The following is a 21,517-nucleotide window of genomic DNA, read 5'->3' on the forward strand; positions in this document are numbered from 1 at the left end:
TTAATTATTTGCTTTACGAGATGCTTATGAATATTAAATTTAAAAGAGCAGCTGTGGTGACATCTGTCATTATGGCATTATCCGGCTGCCTTGAAGATGGCTTTAGTTATAATGATGGTAAAGATGGAACAGGGCCTGTTCCTGGCGGTGAAGTCAATCAGATATATGGTGAAGGCTCTAATGGCGCTTTCATTATGCAGGCTGTCGATAAGGGAGGTATGACGGTTGATGTTGATGGCCAAGAAAATACCGCGTTGAGTAACATTCAAGTGATTGGTGGTTATTTATCTCAAGCCTCTTTGAATGTAAGTGTGACGCAAGATGCGAAGGCTGGTATTCAGTTTATTGCAAGTTCCCCAGTCGATTACTCTAAGGCGACGGTTAATAAGGCTGGTGTGCTTCTCTTTGATGTACATATGAAAGATTTTCCTAGCGGGAAGGTAACTCCGGCTACCGTTACACTGAAATCCGATGATGGTTCTGAAGGGAAGGTTGATATCACCAGTTCACTCAGTGCTTACTTGGGTGTTAAAAACAGCGATGTGGTCAATAGTACTCAAAGTGTCCGAATTCCTTTGCAATGTTTTGCTGATCAAGGTGTTGATTTCAGCAAAGTGACACAGTCTTTTTCTATGGACATGAGTGCCAACGCCAATTTTGATATCAGTAATGTTCGTGTTCAGGCTGAAGCGGGTGGTGATAAGCCTGGTATGAACTTAGTGATAGAGTGTGATAATTCAAAAAGTGAGGTATTAACTACGCCTGAGTCCATTGTTTATGCTCGCCAGAAAAACGACCAAGGTGAATTTGTTGAGTCTGGTTGGACTTATCACCTGACTTCAAATGGCGCCAAGATTTACCCAGTTAAGAATGAAGACTCAGAGATAGGGTGGGCAGGCGTTGAGTCAACAGCTGAACCAGGTAAGCAGACTTACTTAAGCTTTATTCTTAATAAAGAAGACGTAAAACTTAAAGATGTGAGCCAATATTTAGAGAAAGGCACATTAGAGTTCACTCTCTGGGTTGAGTCTTATAGTGAAATGGCTCATCCGACAAACAATATTATGGTTAAGATAGATACGCCGACCAAAAATGATCCCGAGAGTCCTTCTCCAGATTACCGCTATCCGGCATCAAAATTATGGGTCATGTCTTGTAAGATGGACAATTGTGAAGGGGCAATACAGAAGTTTTCAATTCCATTATCTGAATTTTTTAGTACCACAGACGGTGATATTGATATTAATATTCTTAAGCATATAAAGAAAGTTGTTTTCTTTCCTGAAAAGGTTGATGATAAATCTTACTCGCCAAAGGGATTCAAGTTTAGTATTAGCGATCTGAAATTTGTTATGAACCCATAAATGTAGACATGTCACAAAGAGCAGTAGCCACAGGTTTGGTTGTTAACGCTTTGAGTTAAATAATACAACCAACACTTGACGACAAATTATCAATTTATTGTTGCCGGTACTACTTTTCGTTAGGGGAAGTGTGTAGTACCGGATTTTTTATTTTATGTGAAATATAAAGGAAACGGGTTGTGAAAATGAAAGCAATACCTCTATTTGCTATGGGGTCTTGTTCGTCGTTTGGCTGTGCATGTGCTGCTGAATAAAAGCTCCTCATCTAACTTAATGCCACCACTGAGTGGCGTAAAGATATCTGGCTGCACTTACTGGCTCGTCTTACCAAAGAGCAGCGAGAGGAATGGGTTGATATGCTGCTAATACATGAGCGTAAGCCGACCCTGCAAGAGTTATTCGCAAAAGAGGAAGGTTGAATTTAGTGTTGGTATTGTAAATTTACATATCGCTGAAAACGTATTTTCAGCGGTACTATATTTTTAAAGTTACTACTGAAACGTTTTGAAATGAAGGAATACCCAAGCATGCATATAATACTCGGGTATGATTTATAGTGAAAAGGTAAGTAAATATAAGTAATCTAATAAAATGAATTGTTTTTGTGAACATTAGCCGTAATTAACACTCCACCAAAACAGGACTTAGACCAAATAACCCCCTCTTTCACTTCATAACCATCAAAAAGATTATTAGCACACTCTGTTGCTTGATGTATATTGTCAAAATCACCAAGTTGTATGTTTATATAATCACCCGTATTGTTATTGGATAATGCTCTTCCTTTCTCATCAAGGAATATAGCGATATAATTCATGCGGCGACCTTTATTTTGTTAGATAACGTCCTTACAACGTACTTACACCATTCGGAATCTGCATGAAGTAAACTTATCTTCCTATCTATATCTAATTGCGTTAAAGGGTCAGAATCAATCCTGATTATGGTGAGCTCTGCCACTTGTTTTGATATTTCGTTATGCATATTTATGAAATATTGAGGATCTCCTAATACTAACCTAGAGTTAGCTTCGTCCTGTGTGATCTTAATCTTGGCCTCTTGTAATTTTGGGCTACTAACAATGATCTCTCCTTCTTGCGTTATTGCATAGACTTTTTTATTAGGTTTGTTTGTTTGATATACGTTTTTGCACGAAAGATACCCTTTGTTCTTTAGCTTCAATAAGGTCCTGTATATTTGTTGATGAGAGGTTTTCCAAGGGGATTTATTTATTTTTTTTGTCAATTCATAGCCAGTAGACTCTTTTTCTAGCAAATTGGATAAAACGACGACTTCTAGATTGCCTATCATGATTTCTCTTCTAAATAGTATGTTGGTATGTAATATAGTTATAATTAAATGTTAGTTTTCTAGCCGAACTTAAACTTTATGGTGTGTCTTTATTAAAAAGACGCACCATGATTGGTTACGGGATGTGCGAGTCTTTCGACGCTTACCTATATATTAAAGGAAGGTTCGTAGCTCTCAACAGAAATACTATGAACAAATGCCTATGGTTCTAGTACCTACCACGCCAGCCGTTGGTGTACTTTAAGCGGTTCTTATCCCAGCCCCATAGTTGTGGCATATTGTCATTGCTCCAGGATGCAAACTCAGATATGAGCCTCGTTACTTGTTCTGGATGAGTATCGGCTACGTTGTTACTCTCACTGATATCATCGCTGATACGGTACAACTCATAGGATGCGTTTTCATCGGAAAGGTTAGGCATAATCAGCTTCCAGTTGTTGTCTCGGATGGCTGCTTGATTTGGCATATGCCAGTAGAGGAAACGATTATCAAGGTGTTCTTTTTCACCTTTAAGTAATGGTAGTAAATCTGTGCCGTCTAATTGCATTTCTTGAGGAGCCTTCACGCCAATTGCCGCCAAAGCGGTAGGGAGAATATCTAAAGAAATAATTGGATCACTGATAGTACGGCCAGCCGGAATAGTCCCTTTCCAAGTTATCGTAAAGGGGATTCTGATCCCGCCATCCCACACTTGTCCTTTTTCGCTTCTTAATGGAAGGTTGTAGGATTCATTACCATGTTTACCCAGAAATTTACCACCGTTGTCTGATAGGAAGATGATGAGTGTATCTTCCATCAACTGATGTTCCTCTAGCTTGGCAATGATACGTCCGACGTTATGATCCATGTTGTAGTTCATTGCTACTGCGAGACGTCGCTTCGGATTTTCGATATAGCTAAAGCGTTGTAGATCATCTTCCAATGCCTGCTGTGGGCCATGGATTGCATTGAAAGGCACGTAAAGGAAAAACGGTTGATCTTGATTGCGCTCTATAAAGCTTACAGCTTCATCACCGAACTTATCGGTCAGATACTGATCGAAAGGTGCGATAAGTTGATCGTTACGATAGATTGAGGAAAAGGGAGCATTTTTGCTGTTTTCTTCATTGCGAGCCCCAACGAAGTAGTCAGCCGCTCCATTATTGAAACCAACAAACTCATCAAAACCGCGATTTTGAGGCCAGAACTGTTTGGCGTCACCATCATGCCATTTACCAATAATGGCTGTTTTATAGCCAGCATCTTGGAAATAGTGACCAATGGTTGGAATATTGACAGGGACTCCCTGCTCAATGCCTTCTTCTAAGATGTAAGGGCCGACATTGTCATGTGCCCCAAAACGTTGCTGGTAGCGTCCTGTTAGCATTCCTGCCCGCGAAGGGCCGCATACCGGAGCAGTAACATAACCCGCGTCGAAGATAACGCCATCTTCGGCTAATCTGTCGAGGTTCGGTGTTTTGACATCCTTGCTTCGGTTTTGGAAACCGGTATCTGCATACCCCAAGTCGTCGGCAAAGATGAGAAGTACGTTTGGCTGTTTGGGTTCAGGTACTGCGACATGATCTGCTGATGTACATGGCAGGGACATTATTGCGAGAGAGGCTGCAACAGGCCAAAGAGGAGAGTACTTCCGTTTACGTATTTTGGATGACATCATCTTTTATTCCTTGCGTATGCGATGTTATGTCCCTGATTATTGAATTTTAGTTGTAACGTTTCTATTGTTTGTGGCTGTTTTATTGTTCTTTTTAGGTGTTGAAAATGGCTTTTGTAAACTTTAATCAACAGTTTATGTCGTAGGAGCTATATTTTGTATGAACTGTACAGCACAAATTCACTCTCATCAATTGAAACGTTTCAATTTGTGATCATTTTCAAATGTATGATATTTGTGCAGGTTGACTTTGACTGTATTGCTGATCCAATTTTCGGTTATTGAGGTATTAACAGGCGGTGCGTTGTCAGTTTTTTAGGGGCCAATTATGCCAAGTTACTATTGATACCCAGTGACTATACGTAGCGTTTCAATCTGGCGTAGCGTTTTAATCGGACTGTTTATTCACTTCCTATTGCTGCCATTCATGCCGAAATAATGCAACTCGCGCCGATAAATTGCAGCTCATTTTATAGTTACTGCAAGCTATTGGCTCACTCATGAGTTACACGTATTAATACACTCCATTGAATTTTGATTACGAACGATCTTTGGAGAATGCAGCATGCAATCATCAGCCAACCAGCCGAACCGTCTATGGACGTTGTTGGGTACGATCCTTACGCAATTTGCGCTGGGCTCAGTCTATACATGGAGCCTTTTTAATGCGCCTCTTGCAAGTAAACTGGATACGCCAGTAAGCCAAGTTGCTTTCTCCTTTGGTATTCTAAGCCTCTCTTTGGCAGTCGCATCATCACTATCAGGAAAACTTCAAGAACGTTTCGGTGTTCGTAAAGTGACGGTCAGTGCCGGTATTATGTTGGGACTTAGCTTAATCATTACTTCTTATGCACCTAACCTAATGGTGCTATATGTGGTTGCTGGGTTCTTGGTGGGATTTGCTGACGGTACGGGTTACCTGATGACATTATCAAACTGTGTGAAATTTTTTCCTGAGCGAAAAGGTGTTGCATCAGCGTGTGCTATCGGTGCCTACGGCTTAGGTAGCTTAGGTTTCAAGTACATTAACATGTACTTCCTAACTCACTCTGGTGTCGAAATGACGTTTAGCGTGTGGGGAATCATTGCAATGTGCTGCGTAGTGGTCGGTGGTTTGATGATGCGTGATGCGCCTATTCATAGTGAATCTCAACAAAATGAGTCGCAAGCAAATACAGCACCAGTTTCAACCGATTTTACTCTAGCAGAAGCATTCAAAACATCACAATTTTGGATCTTATCTGTAATCTTTTTAACTGTTTGTATGTCAGGTCTTTACGTTATCGGCGTGGCGAAAGATATTGGCGAGAATTTTGTTCACCTTAACTCAGCAGCAGCTGCCACCTCTGTGGCGATTATCGCGGTTTGTAATCTTTCTGGTCGTTTAGTACTTGGCGTGCTGTCAGATAAAATCGCTCGTATTCGCGTAATCAGCATTGCACTTGTTATTTGCTTAATCGGCGTGGTGTGTTTGCGTTTAGTTGCATTAGAACAATCGAGTTTTTACTTGGCAATTGCCTGTATTGCCTTTAGCTTTGGTGGCACAATTACCGTGTACCCTTCTTTGGTTAGTGATTTCTTTGGCTTAAACAACCTAACCAAAAACTACGGTTTCATTTATTTAGGCTTTGGTATTGGTAGCTTCGTTGGTTCAGTTATCGCTTCTGTATTTGGTGGCTTTACTGCAACTTTCTCAGTGATGCTGGCATTGGTGGTTATTTCCATCGTGTTCTCACTCACAGTAAAACTACCGAGCAAAGCACAACCTCTTCAGCCTGTGTTGTGTTAGTCACTCACTGACAGTTGAGTTCATTATTTAGCCCTTATGAGTATCATAGGGGCTTTTTGGTTAAAGGGAGTATCTAGCTTGTTCCTTGAACACTTGCAGATGTTATTCAATGTGTTAGAGCGTGCCGCATTTATGTTGTCGGCACTATTCCTGCTAACACAAGCGCGTGTATTCAAAGACATCATGAATAAGGATGCCTCTGAGCGAAAACCGACCGAGCTCATTTTTGTCTCGATCTTGTTCATCTTCTTCGCGATTTTCAGCACCTATACCGGCGTTAATGTCGATGGCTCTTTGGTCAACGTCCGCATCATCTCCATCATTTCTGGCGGCATTATCTTTGGCCCTTGGGTCGGTATACCTGCTGGGATAATTTCTGGTATTCATCGTTTTTTGATTGATATTAATGGGCCAACTTCCATACCTTGCTTGATCACCAGTACCTTTGCCGGGATCTGCGGCACGCTGATATATCGTTATGGCAACAAAAAGCATTACATTCGATGGGGGATTGTCGCTGGGATGTTTTGCGAAGTGCTAACGATGGCATTGATATATCTTCTTTCCGATGACAAAACGTTAGCGCTTACCATAGTCAAGAATATTGGTTTACCTATGGTGTTAGGCGCAGCGAGCATCGGTCTGATCATCAAACGAATTCAAGATGTACACAACGAGCGAGACCGCTTTGCCGCTCAACAAGCAAAGCGGGCATTAGATATCGCCAACCAAACTTTACCTTTTTTTAAAAGCAATAACTCAGACAGTTTGGCTCAGATTTGCGACATTATTCGTCGCGAAACGCAAGCTGATGCAGTCTTTATTACTGATCGGGAATTCATTTCTGCATACGCTAATGGCGATACTCTTGGTCACTATGATGGCCACCAAACTGCATGCGGCCCGCTGGTAAAAAAAGTCCTCACTCAGAAGACCAATATCGTTGCCAACGATTATGAATATGAGAACTTTCGCTCAGCTTTGATTATTCCACTACAAGAAAGTGACTATATTACCGGTACACTCAAAATCTGTTTTAGAAAAAAGAATCAGATATCACAACCGCTTATCGAGATGGCGCAGGGGTTATCCGTCCTGATCTCGACTCAGATAGAAGCCTCTAGTGCTGAACAAACAAAAATGATGCTGCAAAAAGCGGAGTTCTCTGCGCTTCAAAGTAAGATAAACCCGCATTTTTTGTTCAATGCGCTCAATGCCATCTCGACGTTGATTCGTATTCAACCTGACAAAGCTCGTTCGTTGATAGCCAACCTTGCGGACTTTCTTCGTTACAATCTCGAACGTGATGAAGATTTCATTGATGTGCATTCTGAGCTTCAACAAGTGCGAGACTATACAGCGATTGAGTTAGCGCGTTTTGGTAACAAGCTTTCGGTAGAATTTGATATTGACCCTGTTCATATTCAAATTCCTTGCTTACTGATTCAGCCATTAGTCGAAAATGCGATACAACATGGAATTCAACCTTTCAGCCGCCAAGGACATGTCTTAATACGAGTTAAACAGCAAAGCGATCATGTTTTGATCAGTGTTAAAGATAGTGGTGATGGAATCCCTCAAACTATTATCGAGAAACTGCACAGTGGTGCTATGGAAAAAAACAAGATTGGTTTGCTCAATGTCCACCAGCGGATCAAGCTCATTTATGGTCAGGGGCTCAAAATCCAAAACTTAAGCGATGGTGTTGAAGTCTCTTTTAAAGTCATGAACCGTCAAACAGGGGCAGTGTATGTTGAAAGCGGTAATTGTTGAGGACGAATATTTAGCTCAAGAAGAGCTTAAATATCTTATTTCTCAATATAGTGATATCGAGGTCGTAGCGGTATTTGACGATGGTCTACAAGCCTTTAAATACCTTCAAAGCCATATTGTTGATGTGCTTTTTTTAGACATTAATGTGCCATCTATTGACGGCATGATGCTAGCTAAAAACCTACATAATACGAAGACAGCGCCCAAGATGGTGTTCACCACTGCGTATAAAGAGCACGCGTTAGATGCCTTCGATATTGAAGCCGTTGATTATTTGCTCAAGCCACTCAATGTCAATCGTGTGCAGCGAGTATTGGAAAAGCTTGAACGACATGTGTTGCTACAGGACCCTGTACAAAGCGTACCTTCAACGTTGTCAGCCGCAACGATCCCTCTTCAGCAGCAAAACCGTATCTGCATTGTCAATATTGATGATATTCATTATGCTGTAGCGAAAGAAAAAATCACAGAGGTCTACACTAAAGAAAGCCAGTATATTGCACCCTATACGATTAGTGAGTTGATGCTACGATTACCTGAAGATCTGTTTTTCCGCTGCCACCGTTCCTATTGTTTAAATCTCAGCAAAATCATTCAGATTACACCGGGAATGAACAGTACTTATATTGTTAATGTGCAGCAAGGCAGCACGGAGATCCCTGTTAGCCGTAGTAATATCAAGTTATTTCGTACCAAGATGAAATTGTGAGAACATGTAGATAGTAGTTATACCCCTAACTACTATCAAGCTTTATATAGCATAGGATAACTGGTTTTTTAGTTGTACAGGTCATTTCACGACAAATGTTATATAAATATAAAGATTGCTGTCTATATAACAATTATTACCACTCTTCCTAGACTAAACAATTCAGGTGAATATTATCCTTTTTTTCTAAATTTCACTTTTTATTATAAGTTATATGGCTATCAATAAATTGAAACAATGTGTAGTTCTAGGTCTTACTTCAGTCCTGTTAAGCGGCTGTGTAGGCAGTAATGTAGCAACCAATAAGTTAATGGAATATAACGTAAAAGCTGTAGATAACCGCTATGCTCGAGGCGGGTTGAATATTGCAATGTCACCTTTGTATGCTGTTACTGTCGGGGCTGATTATTTAGTCCTTAACTCCCTTGAGTTTTGGACTGGCGAAAACCCAGTGAATGGGAATGCTCATATCTTTGATACAGATATTGATACGTGGCTCGAGGTGAACGATAGCATTGATGAGTCATTGCATACTGCCCCTGTAAAAATCAGTTCATCTGAATAATTATAAAATCAAAATCGTACTCTTAGGCTTTGCCCTTACTGTTTTAGTAAGGGCCTTTTATTAATATCCCACGTTCGAGTTGTTGAACATATTTAGACGGTGTCACGTTAATATATTTCTTCATTGCTCGTGAAAAATTAGAAGAGTCGGAATATTGCATCAACTCTGCTACACGTTGAACACTATATCCCTGTTCTAGAAGCTTTATGGATTTATTGATTTTCTTTTTATTCATATAATCACGAAATGTAGTGTCGTTATTCAAGAATACACGTTGGAGTGTTCTTTCTGAAACCCCGAAAAGATGGGCGACAAATTCGATGTTGAAGTCTTCATGTTCCCAGAAAGTATCAATAACCCCTGTAACTCTTGTTAAGGCCCCATTCCTTACCTCATTGCGATAGTGTTTGATTCGCGAGAGCTGTCCAATCTCAACGGACACTGGAACATAGCTTTTCCTTGCTCCATAGATAACTTTTTTGGCTTCCGTTTGACCTACAATTTTTGCTTTGGGTTGGCACTTATGATGAAAAGCTAAGTAGGTTGGTTGCCAATTGCTCCCCAGTAATCGTTTCAACTGATTGATAATGAAGAACGATGTAAACTCATTGGCATGGCCATAGCTTCGGTTGGATATTGCTAATGCGCTTGAGTGACAAATGCGAAGCTCGTTACCTTCATGTTCTAACCATATTTGGAAATGTGATCCTTGTAGGTGCCTAAGAGATATTAAGGTATCAAGAAGGCTGGTGAGATCATTGGCTTCAATTAATTGACGCTGTAAGTCAGGGTGAAGCATTCCTGCGTCCATATACTGGGCGGCGTAGAAACCAATATCGCTGTGGTAGGTAGCCGTAGCAACAGATTCTATGAGCAGAGCGATGAGATGTGAGGGGAGGTACAGGGCTGGGTTAGCCAACATCTGTTTATTAATTCTCAATTGCTTCATCATAGCTGAAGGATCACGCCCATGTTCATCGAGGAATTTAAGAAACGGAGTGCTAAGGGCTGCGCGACAAACGGGTAGTGAGCTCATATGCTGAAAGATTATTTAATAATGCTGAGATTTTATGCTGGAGCAGCTTGAGAGCGGCTGAATGGTGCCTGTAAAGCTGAGACTGTGCGATTTGCCTGCTTGGAAAGGAGGTTGCCAAATTTTTATAATTTTTTTCGTCTTTTTCTGATGGTGTCCGTCTTACGGGTATACAAACTATCAGAGAGAATTCGAAATGCTTAAAGTTGTCAGTTTTAAGATCTGTCCATTTGTCCAGCGTGTTACCGCAGCTTTGGCTGCCCGTGACATTCCCTACGAGATCGAATACATCAACTTGAAGGATAAACCTCAGTGGTTTTTGGATATTTCGCCAAATGGTCAAGTACCTTTGCTAATTACCGAGTCAGGTACGCCACTGTTCGAGTCTGATGCCATCATTGAGTACATTGAAGATCAATATGGTGCTCTGGAGCAGGGAGTGAGCAACGAACAGCGTGCTCTTGACCGAGCTTGGAGTTACTTGGGTTCGAAGAACTACATGAGCCAGTGTGGCACGATGAGCAGCAAAGATAAGGCAACTTTCGAGCAGCGTAACGAAAAGTTTGTTACGGCTTTCGCCAAAATAGAGAATCAGTTGTCGGGTAATACACGCTACTTTAAATCTGATGCGATCAGCAATGTTGATATTGCTTGGTTACCTTTGCTTCACCGTGCAAATATTATTAAACAGCATACAGGCTATGATTTCTTGTGTGCTTTGCCGAAAACACAGGCGTGGCAGCAGGCCATCATGGAGTCTGGGTTAGTTGAAGCTTCCGTAGCTGATGACTTTGAGCTGCACTTCACCAACTTTTACCTATCTGAGACCTACTTGAAAACAGGTTTAGAGTTGCAGAGCGGTACGGCGTGTGCCACAAGCGGTTGTTGCGGCTAAAATTTAGTATTATCTTAATTAAAAATTTTAAAGGTTATGGGGATACCCATAACCTTTTTGCCATGTAGAAAAGTTGTGTTGGAGAAAAACGATGTCAGAGAATGCGTTGCCAGAGAGCGTGATCCGCATTGAAGATGTATGGCAGCAATACCAGACAAGCCTGAGGCGCTTTTTGCAATCGAATGTCTCATGCCCTGATGATGTAGATGATTTGCTGCAGGATATTCTAATTAAGACTTATCAGCAGATCAGCACGGTCAAAGACAAGAACAAGCTGAAGTCTTGGCTGTTTCAATTGGCTAATAACACCATTATCGACTTCTACCGTAAACGTGCCCGCCGCAAGGGCGTAACGGAGGATGAGCTGTGGTATACCGAGGGGGGAGAATCGATACATCATCAGCTTTCTCACTGTATTATGCCGTTCATCCAGGCACTGCCTGAAGAAGATGCCCAACTGCTCAGTGCGATTGAACTGAATGGTACATCGCAAAAAGACTATGCTGAGAAGCACGGAATGAAGTACTCAACGTTGAAATCAAAAGTCCAGAAAAGCCGAGAGAAGCTTAATCGCCTGTTTAATGAGTGCTGTGAGATGAAGGTCGACAGCCGTGGTAACATTGTCGACTTTGAAGAACGGAAAAAGTGTAGGAATAAATGCTAGGTCCTAGGAAGAGCCGGCCCTAGTTCCTGGGAAAAGAATAAGAGCTAAAGAGCTTAAAAAAGCTGTACGTACTCTAGAATCAGAACCCAGAACCCAGAACCCAGAACCCAAAAGCTAGGAACTAGTATCCAGGATCTATATACCTGTTTTTTATTATGAATATCCCATCAAATATCATTGATAAAGTCGCTCAGTCACTTGGCGTCGAAGGTGTCGCTAACGTTGAGCATATCCAAAGCCTTTGGAGTGGCTATGGTGAATTGGTTCGGTTGCACCTTGAAGGAGGTGAAACCCCTTCAGTTATCGTTAAGTACATCCTTTTACCTCAATCGACAGCCTCTTCACATGCTCATCCGAGGGGCTGGAACACGTCGCGGTCACACCAACGTAAGTTGGATTCCTATCAAGTTGAAGTGAATTGGTATCGACACTATGCCAACCAATGTCAGGCTCCGGTGCCAAAGTGCTTGATGGAAGAACAGCAACAAAATGAGATCTTGTTGGTGCTGGAAGATTTAACCACGTTGGGATATAGCGAAGTCCATAAATGTGTCGGGAAGCCGGCTATTTTGGCTTGCTTGCGCTGGTTGGCCCAGTTTCATGCCCAGTATATGGTCCATGCTCAGTTCATGTCTTACGGCCAGATGATAAACCCGCATGGATTATGGCCCACAGGGACATACTGGCACTTGGCAACGCGTCCGGATGAACTGTCTGGGCTTGAAGATCAGCGATTGAAAGCGGCCGCCGAGAAGATCGATGTCACCTTGGCTCGGTGTAAATACCAAACCTTGGTCCATGGCGATGCCAAACTGGCGAATTTCTGTTTCACACCCGAGAGTCATGTGGCTGCATCGACCATATCGGTTGCCGCGGTCGATTTCCAATATGTCGGTGGTGGCTGTGGCATGAAGGATGTCAGCCTGTTCCTTAGCAGTGTGCTGGATTTTAGTGAGAGTCAGGACAATACCAAGGCCAAGGTACAGATTTATCTTGATGAGTATTTTTCAGTGCTGAAGCAGACGTTATCTGAATTACATCCTGAGATTGATGGTGATGACGTTGAGCACCAATGGCGTCCTTTATACTGCGTAGCCTGGGCCGATTTCCAGCGTTTTGTGAAAGGCTGGTGTCCTGGTCATTGGAAGATCAACCCCTATACTGAACAGCTTACTGACACAGCGTTACGTTGGTTAGCAAAAGAAGGGTTAGCAAAAGAAGGGATAGCAAAACAAAGGTTGGCAAATACGACTGAACAATAACTTTTTGGCCGGACATTGCGGTATTTGAATTATCTAGGTTCACATTTCTAGATTATTCCCTCACTATGAGCTTGGAGGCTTATGCTGTGTGCACATGAGCTGATCCCCCCGCGTCTCTCCCCTATAACTACGCGAAATGGAGTTCTTAATGGTTACCCAAGCATCGACAAAGCGATTTAAACATTTTTATGCCTCCGATCTTAGAGGGCTCGGGCAACTCGCGACTCAAGCGACAATAAGTGCAACACGGATCGCTGAAGGGGTGCACCAATCTGTCTGGCGCACGATGGGGGTGTCGGGTGGCTCAGCACCAGACAAAACCCGAGGCCTCACTGGGTTTGTATATAAGAATATTTATACGGTAACCGAGCTAGTGGGGAGTGGGGTAGATAAAATTTTGGAAAAACAACAGCCTTTTCTTGAGTCTCTTGACGAAGGTAAGGCTGAAACGGTGGCTCGCATTTCAGTTCTGTCAGCCTTAAACGGGGTGATGGGTGATCAGCTGGTGGAAAAGAACAACCAATTCGCTATCCCGATGACCTTTTATTATCAGCAAGCGCCTTTGCTGTTAGACGAGAATTTGCCATTAGATGTGGATTCTCCAACCTTCGAGATTCCACAAGCGAAAAACAAAGTGCTGCTGATGATCCATGGTTTATGCATGAATGATCGGCTATGGCAGGGGATGCACGATGGTGTCGAGGTCGATCATGGTCAACACTTATCCTCCTCACTGGACTATACCCCAGTTTACCTTCGCTATAATACGGGGTTACATACATCGCAGAATGGCAGGCAGTTATCTGAGTTGATCGAGCTATTTGTCAAAAAATGGCCAACGCCGATAGAGGAGCTGTCGATTGTCGCTCATAGTATGGGCGGACTCGTCGCAAGAAGTGCTGTTCACTATGGCCAGAAGCAGATGATGCAATGGCCCGATAAAGTGAAAAAGATGGTGTTTCTGGGAACGCCTCATCAAGGTGCCCCTTTAGAGCGAATAGGCAATAAGTTTGGCGTTATTCTCAGTAAAACACCGTATACCGCCCCTTTTAACTTACTCAGTAACCTTCGCAGTGCGGGGATCACAGATCTTCGCTATGGCAATGTTATTGATGAAGATTGGCAAGGCGCTGATCGCTTCCATAATAGACCCGATGAGCGGTGTGGTGTGCCACTACCGCAGGGCATCGATTGCTTTGCGATTGCGGCCACAACCGCAAGTCAAAGAAGCGTGTTAGCCGAGCGATTAATTGGTGACGGCCTGGTGCCACTTAACAGTGCTTTAGGGTGTCACTCGGTTAACGAGCGCCACCTTATGTTTGCCGAGTCATCCCAGAAAGTGTTTTATGAGATGAAGCACAATGATTTGTTGAGTGATCCGCAGGTCACTCAACAACTTGAATTATGGTTGAGCCAGTAGCTATACCTAGCTTTAGGTTCCATCAGCAGGGTGATAGGTCATCCAGTGTTTGGCGATATCGGTGCGGGTCGTTACCCAGATATCGTCAAACCCGCTGATATAGTCGAGAAACTTCTTGAGCGCCTGAATGCGGCCCGGTTTACCTAAAATCCGGCAGTGCATACCTATCGACATCATTTTGGGTGATGTTTCCCCCTCCTCGTACAAGCAATCAAACGTGTCCTTTAGATACTGGAAAAACTCTTCGCCGTGACTAAAGCCGAAGGGAGAGGAAAAGCGCATATCATTGACATCCAAAGTATAAGGCACCACCAAGTGCGGCTTGATGCCGGATGGGGTATCAAGCGTAGTCCAGAACGGCAGGTCATCACCGTAGTAGTCGGAATCGAACAAAATGGATGGGTGCTCGGCCAGTAATTGGCGGGTATGTTTTGATACACGGCCGGTATACCAACCGACAACCGGTTTTCCCAGTAGGCCCTCGATACGGGTAAGTGCCTGTGTTATGTGTTCGCGTTCTTCGTCAATCGGCATGTGCTGGTACTGGATCCATTTTAGGCCGTGGCACACCACATCGTAGCCATTCTCAATGATCGCTTGGGTAACAGCCGGGTTGCGTTCCAGCGCGGTGGTGATGGCAAAGATGGTCAAAGGCAACTGGCGTTTATCGAATTCGGTAAAAATTCGCCAGACACCGCTGCGAGAGCCATACTCGTACAGCGATTCCATTATCATATTACGGTCAGGGTAGGCGTCTGCACCTGCGATCTCAGAGAGAAAAGTCTCGGAATGGGTATCACCATGGAGAATACAGTTCTCTCCGCCTTCCTCGAAATTCAGCACAAACTGTACCGCTAGCTTGGCATTATTAGGCCAGTTGGCATGGGGTGGGTCGCCTGCATACCCAGCCATATCGCGAGCCTTGAGGGTGGCATTTTTTGACAGTAGCACATCATCATTGTTCATGGACTCGTCCTCATTGCCTGCATGTAATAGCCGAGCAATGCTGGTAGCACCCAGTGAAAGGCTTAGCTTGGCTGGCGGTGTAGCATAGGTTGTAACCTTTGATGCTGATAAGGATAGCCGATGGAGTGACTTGTCTTTGCCTTTGTATTTATTTTTCAGAGGAAGCTCAAAGGACTAGTGGTTGAGGAAATTCAATGCCTATATGAATTGCTGTGGAAGTAGGAGAGTTCGTCTACGCTGAACTTTATGCTGGCCTTGTCAGCACTATCGGAAAATATTCTAAAAGTCAGACAATATCCTAAGGAAATTTAGTGAAAATCGTCAACGTCGATCAAGGCAACATGCCGACTTACCTCAACTTATCCCAACCCTATGAAGCCGAATTTTCGGTCTATACCAAAAAGGTGCCCGATGAGAATGGTGTGTTTGCGATGGACACCCTGATTGGCGGTAATGTAAAAGGCTTTTTGCTCTATATCGATAATGCCCCTGCCGGCTTAGCGGCTATCGCGGAAACCTCACCGGGTCACTATGAAGTGTGCGACTTCTACGTGGTGCCGGTTTTTCGTCAGAACAAAATGGGACAGCAGTTTGCCCATCAGCTGTTTACTATGATGCCGGGTGAATGGGAGAGTAAGCAAATTGATGGGGCAGTTCATGCGATTGCTTTCTGGCGCCGGGCGATTGGTGCATTTACCCATGAACAATATGTCGAAGATATCTACCAAGACCCGTATTGGGGGCCGGTGACACGTCAGAGTTTCTCCACCCATTCATCTTAATCCTTTCCTATCCCCTTTCATTTCCAATCTCCCTGCTATGGAGGATTGGAAGTTTCCGGTTAATTGTTGTGTTTTGTTGCATATTGCTGCATCACGAAATACGTAATAAATCATGTAAGGGTGGTGATTATTCCCCTTATTGTATTACAATAGCATTAATTGATTTTACGATTCCCCTTACATTTTATTGAATAAGAGAGTTAGCATGAGCAACCAAAAGTCTCTTGATGCGATCAGGAAGATGAAGCTGGAGAATGATACTTCAGCAGGTAACCTTGTAGACCTACTCCCTATCGAAGTACAAAAGCGTGACTTCGATCTATCATTCCTAGACAACTTGAGCGAAGAGCGTCCTCGTCTTCTGGTTCAAGCTACAGATCTAGCAGAATTTAAAGCCAACGTTCAGGCAGATGAATCACACTGCATGTTCGATGACTTTTTCAACAACTCTACGGTTAAGTTCCTAGAGACGGCACCGTATGAAGAGCCTCAGCCTTACCCAGAAGAGACAGTAGGCAAAGCATCACTATGGCGCCCTTACTGGCGTCAAATGTATGTTGATTGCCAGATGGCACTTAACGCAACGCGTAACCTAGCTATCGCGGGTATCGTGAAAGAAGACGAAGAGCTAATCGCGAAAGCAAAAGCGTGGACGCTAAAACTGTCTACTTACGATCCAGATGGCGTAACGTCTCGTGGCTACAATGATGAAGCTGCATTCCGTGTAATTGCAGCAATGGCTTGGGGTTATGACTGGCTGCACGCTCACTTTACAGACGAAGAGCGCCAGCAGGTTCAAGACGCACTAATTGAACGTCTAGACGAGATCATGCACCACCTGAAAGTAACGGTAGATCTTCTGAATAACCCACTAAACAGCCACGGTGTTCGTTCTATCTCTTCGGCGATCATCCCAACCTGTATTGCGCTTTACCATGACCACCCGAAAGCGGGCGAGTACATCGCTTACGCGCTAGAGTACTACGCAGTACATTACCCGCCATGGGGTGGTGAAGACGGTGGTTGGGCTGAAGGTCCTGATTACTGGAACACCCAGACAGCATTCCTAGGCGAAGCCTTCGACCTACTAAAAGCCTACTGTGGCGTAGATATGTTCAACAAGACATTCTACGAAAACACCGGTGACTTCCCACTGTACTGTATGCCGGTTCACTCTATGCGTGCGAGCTTCTGTGACCAGTCATCAATCGGTGACTTTCCAGGTCTTAAACTGGCTTACAACATCAAGCACTACGCGGGTGTTAATCAGAAGCCTGAGTACGTATGGTATTACAACCAGCTGAAAGGCCGCGATACTGAAGCGCACACTAAATTCTATAACTTCGGTTGGTGGGATTTCGGTTACGACGATCTTCGCTTCAACATCCTATGGGATGCACCAGAAGAGAAAGCACCGTCAAACGATCCACTGCTTAAAGTATTCCCAATCACGGGTTGGGCGGCGTTCCACAACAAGATGACTGAACGTGATAATCACATTCACATGGTCTTCAAGTGTTCACCGTTTGGCTCTATCAGCCACTCTCATGGTGATCAGAACGCATTCACCCTGCACGCATTCGGTGAAACGCTAGCGTCGATCACTGGCTACTACGGTGGTTTCGGTGTAGATATGCACACTAAGTGGCGTCGTCAAACGTTCTCTAAGAACTTGCCTCTATTCGGTGGCAAGGGCCAGTACGGCGAGAACAAAAACACTGGCTACGAAGGTCACCAAGACCGCTTCTGTATTGAAGCTGGCGGTACTATCTCAGACTACGATACAGAATCTGATGTGAAGATGGTTGAAGGTGATGCGACAGCGTCTTACAAGTACTTCGTACCTGAAATCGAGTCTTACAAGCGTAAGATCTGGTTTGTGCAGGGTAAAGTATTCGTGATGCAGGACAAGGCATCTCTATCTGAAGAGAAAGACATGACTTGGTTGATGCACACCACTTTCGCTAACGAAGTCGCTGACAAATCGTTCACTATCCGTGGTGAGAAAGCGCACCTAGACGTGAGCTTCATCAACGAGTCTGCAGACAACATCCTTTCTGTTAAGAATGTTGAAGGCTTCGGCGAGGTTGACCCATACGAGTACCAAGATCTAGAAGTACACCGCCACGTTGAAGTTGAATTCAAAGCGGCAAAAGAGCACAACATCCTATCGCTGCTTGTGCCTAATAAGAACAACGGCGAGCAAGTTGAAGTGTCTCACAAGCTTGAAGGCAACACGCTAATGCTGACTGTTGACGGCGAGTTAGTGACTATCGAGCTTTGATCGGGCGAACGGCTAAAACTGTTTGAGATATATTGAAAAGGCCCTAGGTTGAGAAACCTAGGGCCTTTTTATATCAATCTGGATAAGTACTTGATTTACGTATTACTCAGGATAAATGCTTGGTAATAGTGCTGGAATACAGCAGAAAGGGTGAGAGCGAAACACTTTGGTGTGCATCGGGGGAAGTGATGCGTCGAGTGTTTCGCTCTCGGGGGAACCGTTTAGACGGTTAGTCTTTTAGCTATTAGCTCACCGAGCTATTTGTTCTCCAAGTAACTAGCTCAACAGCTTTTTCATCTCCTGGGCGACTTTATCGACCTTGCCCATGCCGACGATGACCTGCAATCCACCGGAACCGATGGTCACGACACCGGCAGCACCCAGTGACTTCATCGTCTCTTTGTCTGCGATGGAAGAGTCTTTCACTGTCAAGCGTAGGCGGGTAATACAGTTATCAACCTCTAGGATATTGTCCTTACCACCGATAGCGGCAATATAGGCATTCGCCAACTCACCCATATCATCTTTATTCACGTTTGACTGCTCGTCTTCGCCACGTCCTGGTGTCATTAGGTTGAATTTAGTGATGGTCACGCGGAATACACTGTAGTACAGCGCGAAGAACACTAGGCCCTGTACAACCAGCATGTACCATTTGGTTGCAAGTGGGTTTTGGCTAGAAAGTACAAGGTCAACGAAACCTGCTGAGAAACCGAACCCTGCCATCCATTCCATACTGGCCGCGATGTACATTGAGATACCGGTTAGCACGGCATGGATTAGGTATAGCACTGGGGCAACGAACATGAAGCTGAATTCAAGCGGCTCCGTGATCCCGGTGAAGAAAGAGGCCATGGCAGCCGCCAGCATGATGGAGAAGACTTTGTCTTTATTCTGCTTGTCTGCACACTGGTAGATAGCCAATGCTGCACCCGGCAGGCCGAACATCATGATTGGGAAGAAACCGGCTTGGTACATACCTGTTTGGCCGACTACTGCAGTACCGTTAGCGATAGATTGCGCGCCGCCAAGGAAGTTCGGGATGTCATTAATGCCGACCACATCAAACCAGAATACCGGGTACAGAGCATGGTGCATACCGATGGTTAGCATCAGGCGGTTGAAGAAACCAAACAAGCCGGCGCCCAGTGCTCCCATAGATTGAAGTTGGGTACCGAAAGCAATTAGCGCATCATAAATAACCGGCCAAACGAACAGCAAGATGCTGGCAAGCAAGATACCGGCAATAGAGGTGAGGATCGGAACCAGGCGTTTGCCGCTGAAGAAAGCCAGTGCTTTTGGTAATTCGACTTCATGGAAACGGTTGTAGATTTCAGCCGAAACGATACCGACAAGAATACCGACAAACTGATTGGCGATCTTATCGAAAGCCGCAGGTACGGCATCGGCCGGGATCCCTTGAAGCTGGGCAACCACTGCAGGTGACAGCAAAGTAGTCAGGACCATAAAGCAGACATAACCGGACAATGCAGCGGCACCGCTTTTATCGCGACTAAGACCAAAGGCAACACCGATTGCAAAAAGGACGGCCATGTTATCGATGATAGCTGCGCCTGATTTAATAAGTAAGGCTGCAACGACACTTTCAGACCCCCAGCCTACAGGGTCCATCCAATAACCAACCCCCATCAGGATAGCAGCAGCAGGTAGGGTTGCTACTGGTACCATCAGGGCCTTACCGACCTTTTGTAGATATCCAAGTATATTCATGATTTACCTTGTTATTTTGTGAAATAAAGAAACTTTTTCAGGCAGCGTGAACGCATCCGGCAATCCATTTGCCAGAGATGAACCGTGAATTTATGGGGTATAATAGTCGGTAATTTCTGGGCGACGGACAAACGAAAAGTGCAGTACAATGCATTAAAATAATTAATAGATAAGAGCTGGCTGCTAAACGAGAGGCGGGGGATTAAAGTGGAACGAAAACAACAGCTATTGGCTAACATGCACTCATTCAGTGTGGTTGCTAAATACCTGAGCTTTACCAAGGCTGCTCAGGATCTGAATTTAACCCAGGGGGCAGTTAGCCACAGGATCAAAAACCTGGAAAAGCAGCTGGGCTTCCCGCTGTTTGTCAGGTTGACCCGTCGGATGGAGTTGACGCCGGAGGGGGAGAGGCTGCTTCTCACTTTGAATCAGTCGTTTGAAAGTATTTTCAATGAGCTTGAAGATATCATCAGCAATGATTTAAGCGGTGAGCTGTATATCGGTACCTCTCCTGCGTTTGCTAGCAGTTGGCTGATGCCAAGACTTGGAAAATTCCGTGCGCTGTACCCGCAATTGAATCTGCGGCTGAAGGTGAAAGGGTATCGGCCTGACTTTCAATATGAGCCGCTGGATGCCGCTATTTTCTATAGTAGTGGGCGCTATCCAGATTGCCACAGCACTAGGCTGTTTGATGAGCGCCGAGTACCGGTATGCTCTCCTGATTATGCGGAGCAGTTCAACCTGTACGCTGGGAATATCGATGGCCTAGAAGACGTGACATTTATCCATGGTGAGCGCTCCCAAATTTGGTCTCGCTGGTTGGCAATGATGGAGGCTGATATCAATTGCTATCGCAAAACCTGCACCTTTAACCTCTATGAGCATGACATCATGGCGGCAAAGCAATCACTCGGTGTGGCAATGGGTCGCCTTCGTTTTGTTCTGCCTTATTTGAAATCGGGTGAGCTTGTTGCTCCATTTGATTCGATAAACAACGGGCTTGGCTATGACTTGGTGTGTCCTGATGGGATGCAGAAGCGGCCAAAGTTTCAGGCGTTCTCTCGCTGGCTTGAACAGGAAGTCGAGCAAGAAAACTTATTTGATCTCGATAGCGCGGATATACCGAAGTAAACTCGCTGAATCCTACAACTTGAAGTCTCTTGGGTATATAAGTATGTCCAAATGTTAAATTGATTAGCACGTCACAGTTTGTTTCCGTTAGTGACGGGGACACACTAAATTCTGAAATTACTTACTATAGACCGTTGGGGGATGGTAATTTTCTCTTAATCATTAAAAATAAAGAGATTTTTAA

Annotated in this window: 17 protein-coding genes and 1 pseudogene; 12 read left to right on the forward strand and 6 right to left on the reverse strand. The window is 44.2% G+C overall.

Annotated elements, in window-relative coordinates; genetic code table 11:
• Positions 1-26: 26 nt before the first annotated feature.
• A complete protein-coding gene (locus L4D79_RS11495; RefSeq protein WP_428651535.1) occupies positions 27-1,364 on the forward strand; it encodes a putative glycoside hydrolase in 1,338 nt (445 codons plus the stop codon).
• 583 nt (positions 1,365-1,947) lie between these two features.
• Here the strand turns inward: L4D79_RS11495 and L4D79_RS11500 are convergent.
• The 3 genes from L4D79_RS11500 to L4D79_RS11510 form a co-directional block, all read right to left on the reverse strand.
• On the reverse strand, positions 1,948-2,181 hold the full coding sequence (locus L4D79_RS11500; RefSeq protein WP_428651538.1) for a hypothetical protein: 234 nt from the start codon (positions 2,179-2,181) through the stop codon (positions 1,948-1,950).
• Entirely contained in the window at positions 2,178-2,675 is a 498-nt protein-coding gene (locus L4D79_RS11505; RefSeq protein ID WP_428651540.1) for a PadR family transcriptional regulator, read from the reverse strand. The genes L4D79_RS11500 and L4D79_RS11505 overlap by 4 nt, the downstream gene beginning before the upstream one ends.
• A 208-nt stretch (positions 2,676-2,883) precedes the next feature.
• Entirely contained in the window at positions 2,884-4,332 is a 1,449-nt protein-coding gene (locus tag L4D79_RS11510) for a sulfatase (RefSeq protein ID WP_428651542.1), read from the reverse strand.
• Positions 4,333-4,894: 562 nt separating this feature from the next.
• Between L4D79_RS11510 and L4D79_RS11515 the strand changes: the two genes are divergently transcribed.
• From L4D79_RS11515 to L4D79_RS11530, 4 genes and pseudogenes are all read left to right on the forward strand, one after another.
• A complete protein-coding gene (locus tag L4D79_RS11515) occupies positions 4,895-6,118 on the forward strand; it encodes an L-lactate MFS transporter (RefSeq protein ID WP_428651545.1) in 1,224 nt (407 codons plus the stop codon).
• 132 nt (positions 6,119-6,250) lie between these two features.
• On the forward strand, positions 6,251-7,891 hold the full coding sequence (locus tag L4D79_RS11520) for a LytS/YhcK type 5TM receptor domain-containing protein (protein ID WP_428651764.1): 1,641 nt from the start codon (positions 6,251-6,253) through the stop codon (positions 7,889-7,891).
• Positions 7,869-8,600 (forward strand): LytR/AlgR family response regulator transcription factor, encoded by a 732-nt coding sequence (locus L4D79_RS11525; RefSeq protein ID WP_428651548.1) that lies wholly within the window; start codon positions 7,869-7,871, stop codon positions 8,598-8,600. The genes L4D79_RS11520 and L4D79_RS11525 overlap by 23 nt, the downstream gene beginning before the upstream one ends.
• 214 nt (positions 8,601-8,814) lie before the next feature.
• Positions 8,815-9,144: pseudogene (locus tag L4D79_RS11530) on the forward strand (DUF3332 family protein); the annotation flags it as partial.
• A gap of 64 nt (positions 9,145-9,208) precedes the next feature.
• Here L4D79_RS11530 and L4D79_RS11535 read toward each other — a convergent pair.
• Positions 9,209-10,201 (reverse strand): AraC family transcriptional regulator, encoded by a 993-nt coding sequence (locus tag L4D79_RS11535; RefSeq protein WP_428651551.1) that lies wholly within the window; start codon positions 10,199-10,201, stop codon positions 9,209-9,211.
• Between the two features lie 193 nt (positions 10,202-10,394).
• Here L4D79_RS11535 and L4D79_RS11540 point away from each other — a divergent pair, with 193 nt between their 5' ends.
• From L4D79_RS11540 to L4D79_RS11555, 4 genes are all read left to right on the forward strand, one after another.
• On the forward strand, positions 10,395-11,093 hold the full coding sequence (locus L4D79_RS11540) for a glutathione S-transferase family protein (protein WP_428651554.1): 699 nt from the start codon (positions 10,395-10,397) through the stop codon (positions 11,091-11,093).
• 91 nt (positions 11,094-11,184) lie between these two features.
• Positions 11,185-11,757: an RNA polymerase sigma factor SigZ gene (sigZ, locus tag L4D79_RS11545; RefSeq protein ID WP_428651556.1), complete on the forward strand. Its 573-nt coding sequence runs from the start codon at positions 11,185-11,187 to the stop codon at positions 11,755-11,757.
• Between the two features lie 155 nt (positions 11,758-11,912).
• Positions 11,913-13,019, forward strand: coding sequence for a protein kinase family protein (locus L4D79_RS11550; protein WP_428651559.1), 1,107 nt, complete (start codon positions 11,913-11,915; stop codon positions 13,017-13,019).
• 148 nt (positions 13,020-13,167) lie between these two features.
• A complete protein-coding gene (locus L4D79_RS11555; RefSeq protein ID WP_428651561.1) occupies positions 13,168-14,439 on the forward strand; it encodes a PGAP1-like alpha/beta domain-containing protein in 1,272 nt (423 codons plus the stop codon).
• 12 nt (positions 14,440-14,451) lie between these two features.
• On the opposite strand, the gene puuE is transcribed toward L4D79_RS11555, so the two are convergent.
• Positions 14,452-15,405, reverse strand: coding sequence for an allantoinase PuuE (puuE, locus tag L4D79_RS11560; RefSeq protein ID WP_428651564.1), 954 nt, complete (start codon positions 15,403-15,405; stop codon positions 14,452-14,454).
• Positions 15,406-15,716: 311 nt separating this feature from the next.
• On the opposite strand from puuE, the gene L4D79_RS11565 reads away from it, so the two are divergent.
• Both L4D79_RS11565 and L4D79_RS11570 read left to right on the forward strand, forming a co-directional pair.
• A complete protein-coding gene (locus L4D79_RS11565; RefSeq protein ID WP_428651567.1) occupies positions 15,717-16,187 on the forward strand; it encodes a GNAT family N-acetyltransferase in 471 nt (156 codons plus the stop codon).
• A 205-nt stretch (positions 16,188-16,392) separates the two neighbouring features.
• A complete protein-coding gene (locus tag L4D79_RS11570) occupies positions 16,393-18,471 on the forward strand; it encodes a DUF4962 domain-containing protein (protein WP_428651569.1) in 2,079 nt (692 codons plus the stop codon).
• A gap of 276 nt (positions 18,472-18,747) precedes the next feature.
• On the opposite strand, the gene nagE is transcribed toward L4D79_RS11570, so the two are convergent.
• Positions 18,748-20,202 (reverse strand): N-acetylglucosamine-specific PTS transporter subunit IIBC, encoded by a 1,455-nt coding sequence (nagE, locus tag L4D79_RS11575; RefSeq protein ID WP_428651572.1) that lies wholly within the window; start codon positions 20,200-20,202, stop codon positions 18,748-18,750.
• Between the two features lie 237 nt (positions 20,203-20,439).
• Here nagE and L4D79_RS11580 point away from each other — a divergent pair, with 237 nt between their 5' ends.
• The gene (locus L4D79_RS11580) at positions 20,440-21,333 is read left to right on the forward strand and encodes a LysR substrate-binding domain-containing protein (RefSeq protein ID WP_428651765.1); all 894 of its coding nucleotides are present in this window, start codon (positions 20,440-20,442) and stop codon (positions 21,331-21,333) included.
• The last annotated feature ends 184 nt before the right edge of the window (positions 21,334-21,517 follow it).

The sequence above is a fragment of the Photobacterium satsumensis genome, assembly GCF_050336935.1.
Taxonomy (GTDB): Bacteria; Pseudomonadota; Gammaproteobacteria; order Enterobacterales; family Vibrionaceae; genus Photobacterium; species Photobacterium satsumensis.

Coding starts and splice junctions, on each gene's coding strand:
- L4D79_RS11510 (WP_428651542.1), bottom strand. CDS start 4,332: ATGATGTCATCCAAAATACGTAAACGGAAGTACTCTCCTCTTTGGCCT.
- L4D79_RS11580 (WP_428651765.1), top strand. CDS start 20,440: ATGCACTCATTCAGTGTGGTTGCTAAATACCTGAGCTTTACCAAGGCT.
- L4D79_RS11555 (WP_428651561.1), top strand. CDS start 13,168: ATGGTTACCCAAGCATCGACAAAGCGATTTAAACATTTTTATGCCTCC.
- L4D79_RS11505 (WP_428651540.1), bottom strand. CDS start 2,675: ATGATAGGCAATCTAGAAGTCGTCGTTTTATCCAATTTGCTAGAAAAA.
- L4D79_RS11540 (WP_428651554.1), top strand. CDS start 10,395: ATGCTTAAAGTTGTCAGTTTTAAGATCTGTCCATTTGTCCAGCGTGTT.
- L4D79_RS11525 (WP_428651548.1), top strand. CDS start 7,869: ATGTTGAAAGCGGTAATTGTTGAGGACGAATATTTAGCTCAAGAAGAG.
- L4D79_RS11550 (WP_428651559.1), top strand. CDS start 11,913: ATGAATATCCCATCAAATATCATTGATAAAGTCGCTCAGTCACTTGGC.
- nagE (WP_428651572.1), bottom strand. CDS start 20,202: ATGAATATACTTGGATATCTACAAAAGGTCGGTAAGGCCCTGATGGTA.
- sigZ (WP_428651556.1), top strand. CDS start 11,185: ATGTCAGAGAATGCGTTGCCAGAGAGCGTGATCCGCATTGAAGATGTA.
- L4D79_RS11495 (WP_428651535.1), top strand. CDS start 27: ATGAATATTAAATTTAAAAGAGCAGCTGTGGTGACATCTGTCATTATG.
- puuE (WP_428651564.1), bottom strand. CDS start 15,405: ATGAACAATGATGATGTGCTACTGTCAAAAAATGCCACCCTCAAGGCT.
- L4D79_RS11520 (WP_428651764.1), top strand. CDS start 6,251: ATGTTGTCGGCACTATTCCTGCTAACACAAGCGCGTGTATTCAAAGAC.
- L4D79_RS11570 (WP_428651569.1), top strand. CDS start 16,393: ATGAGCAACCAAAAGTCTCTTGATGCGATCAGGAAGATGAAGCTGGAG.
- L4D79_RS11535 (WP_428651551.1), bottom strand. CDS start 10,201: ATGAGCTCACTACCCGTTTGTCGCGCAGCCCTTAGCACTCCGTTTCTT.
- L4D79_RS11515 (WP_428651545.1), top strand. CDS start 4,895: ATGCAATCATCAGCCAACCAGCCGAACCGTCTATGGACGTTGTTGGGT.
- L4D79_RS11500 (WP_428651538.1), bottom strand. CDS start 2,181: ATGAATTATATCGCTATATTCCTTGATGAGAAAGGAAGAGCATTATCC.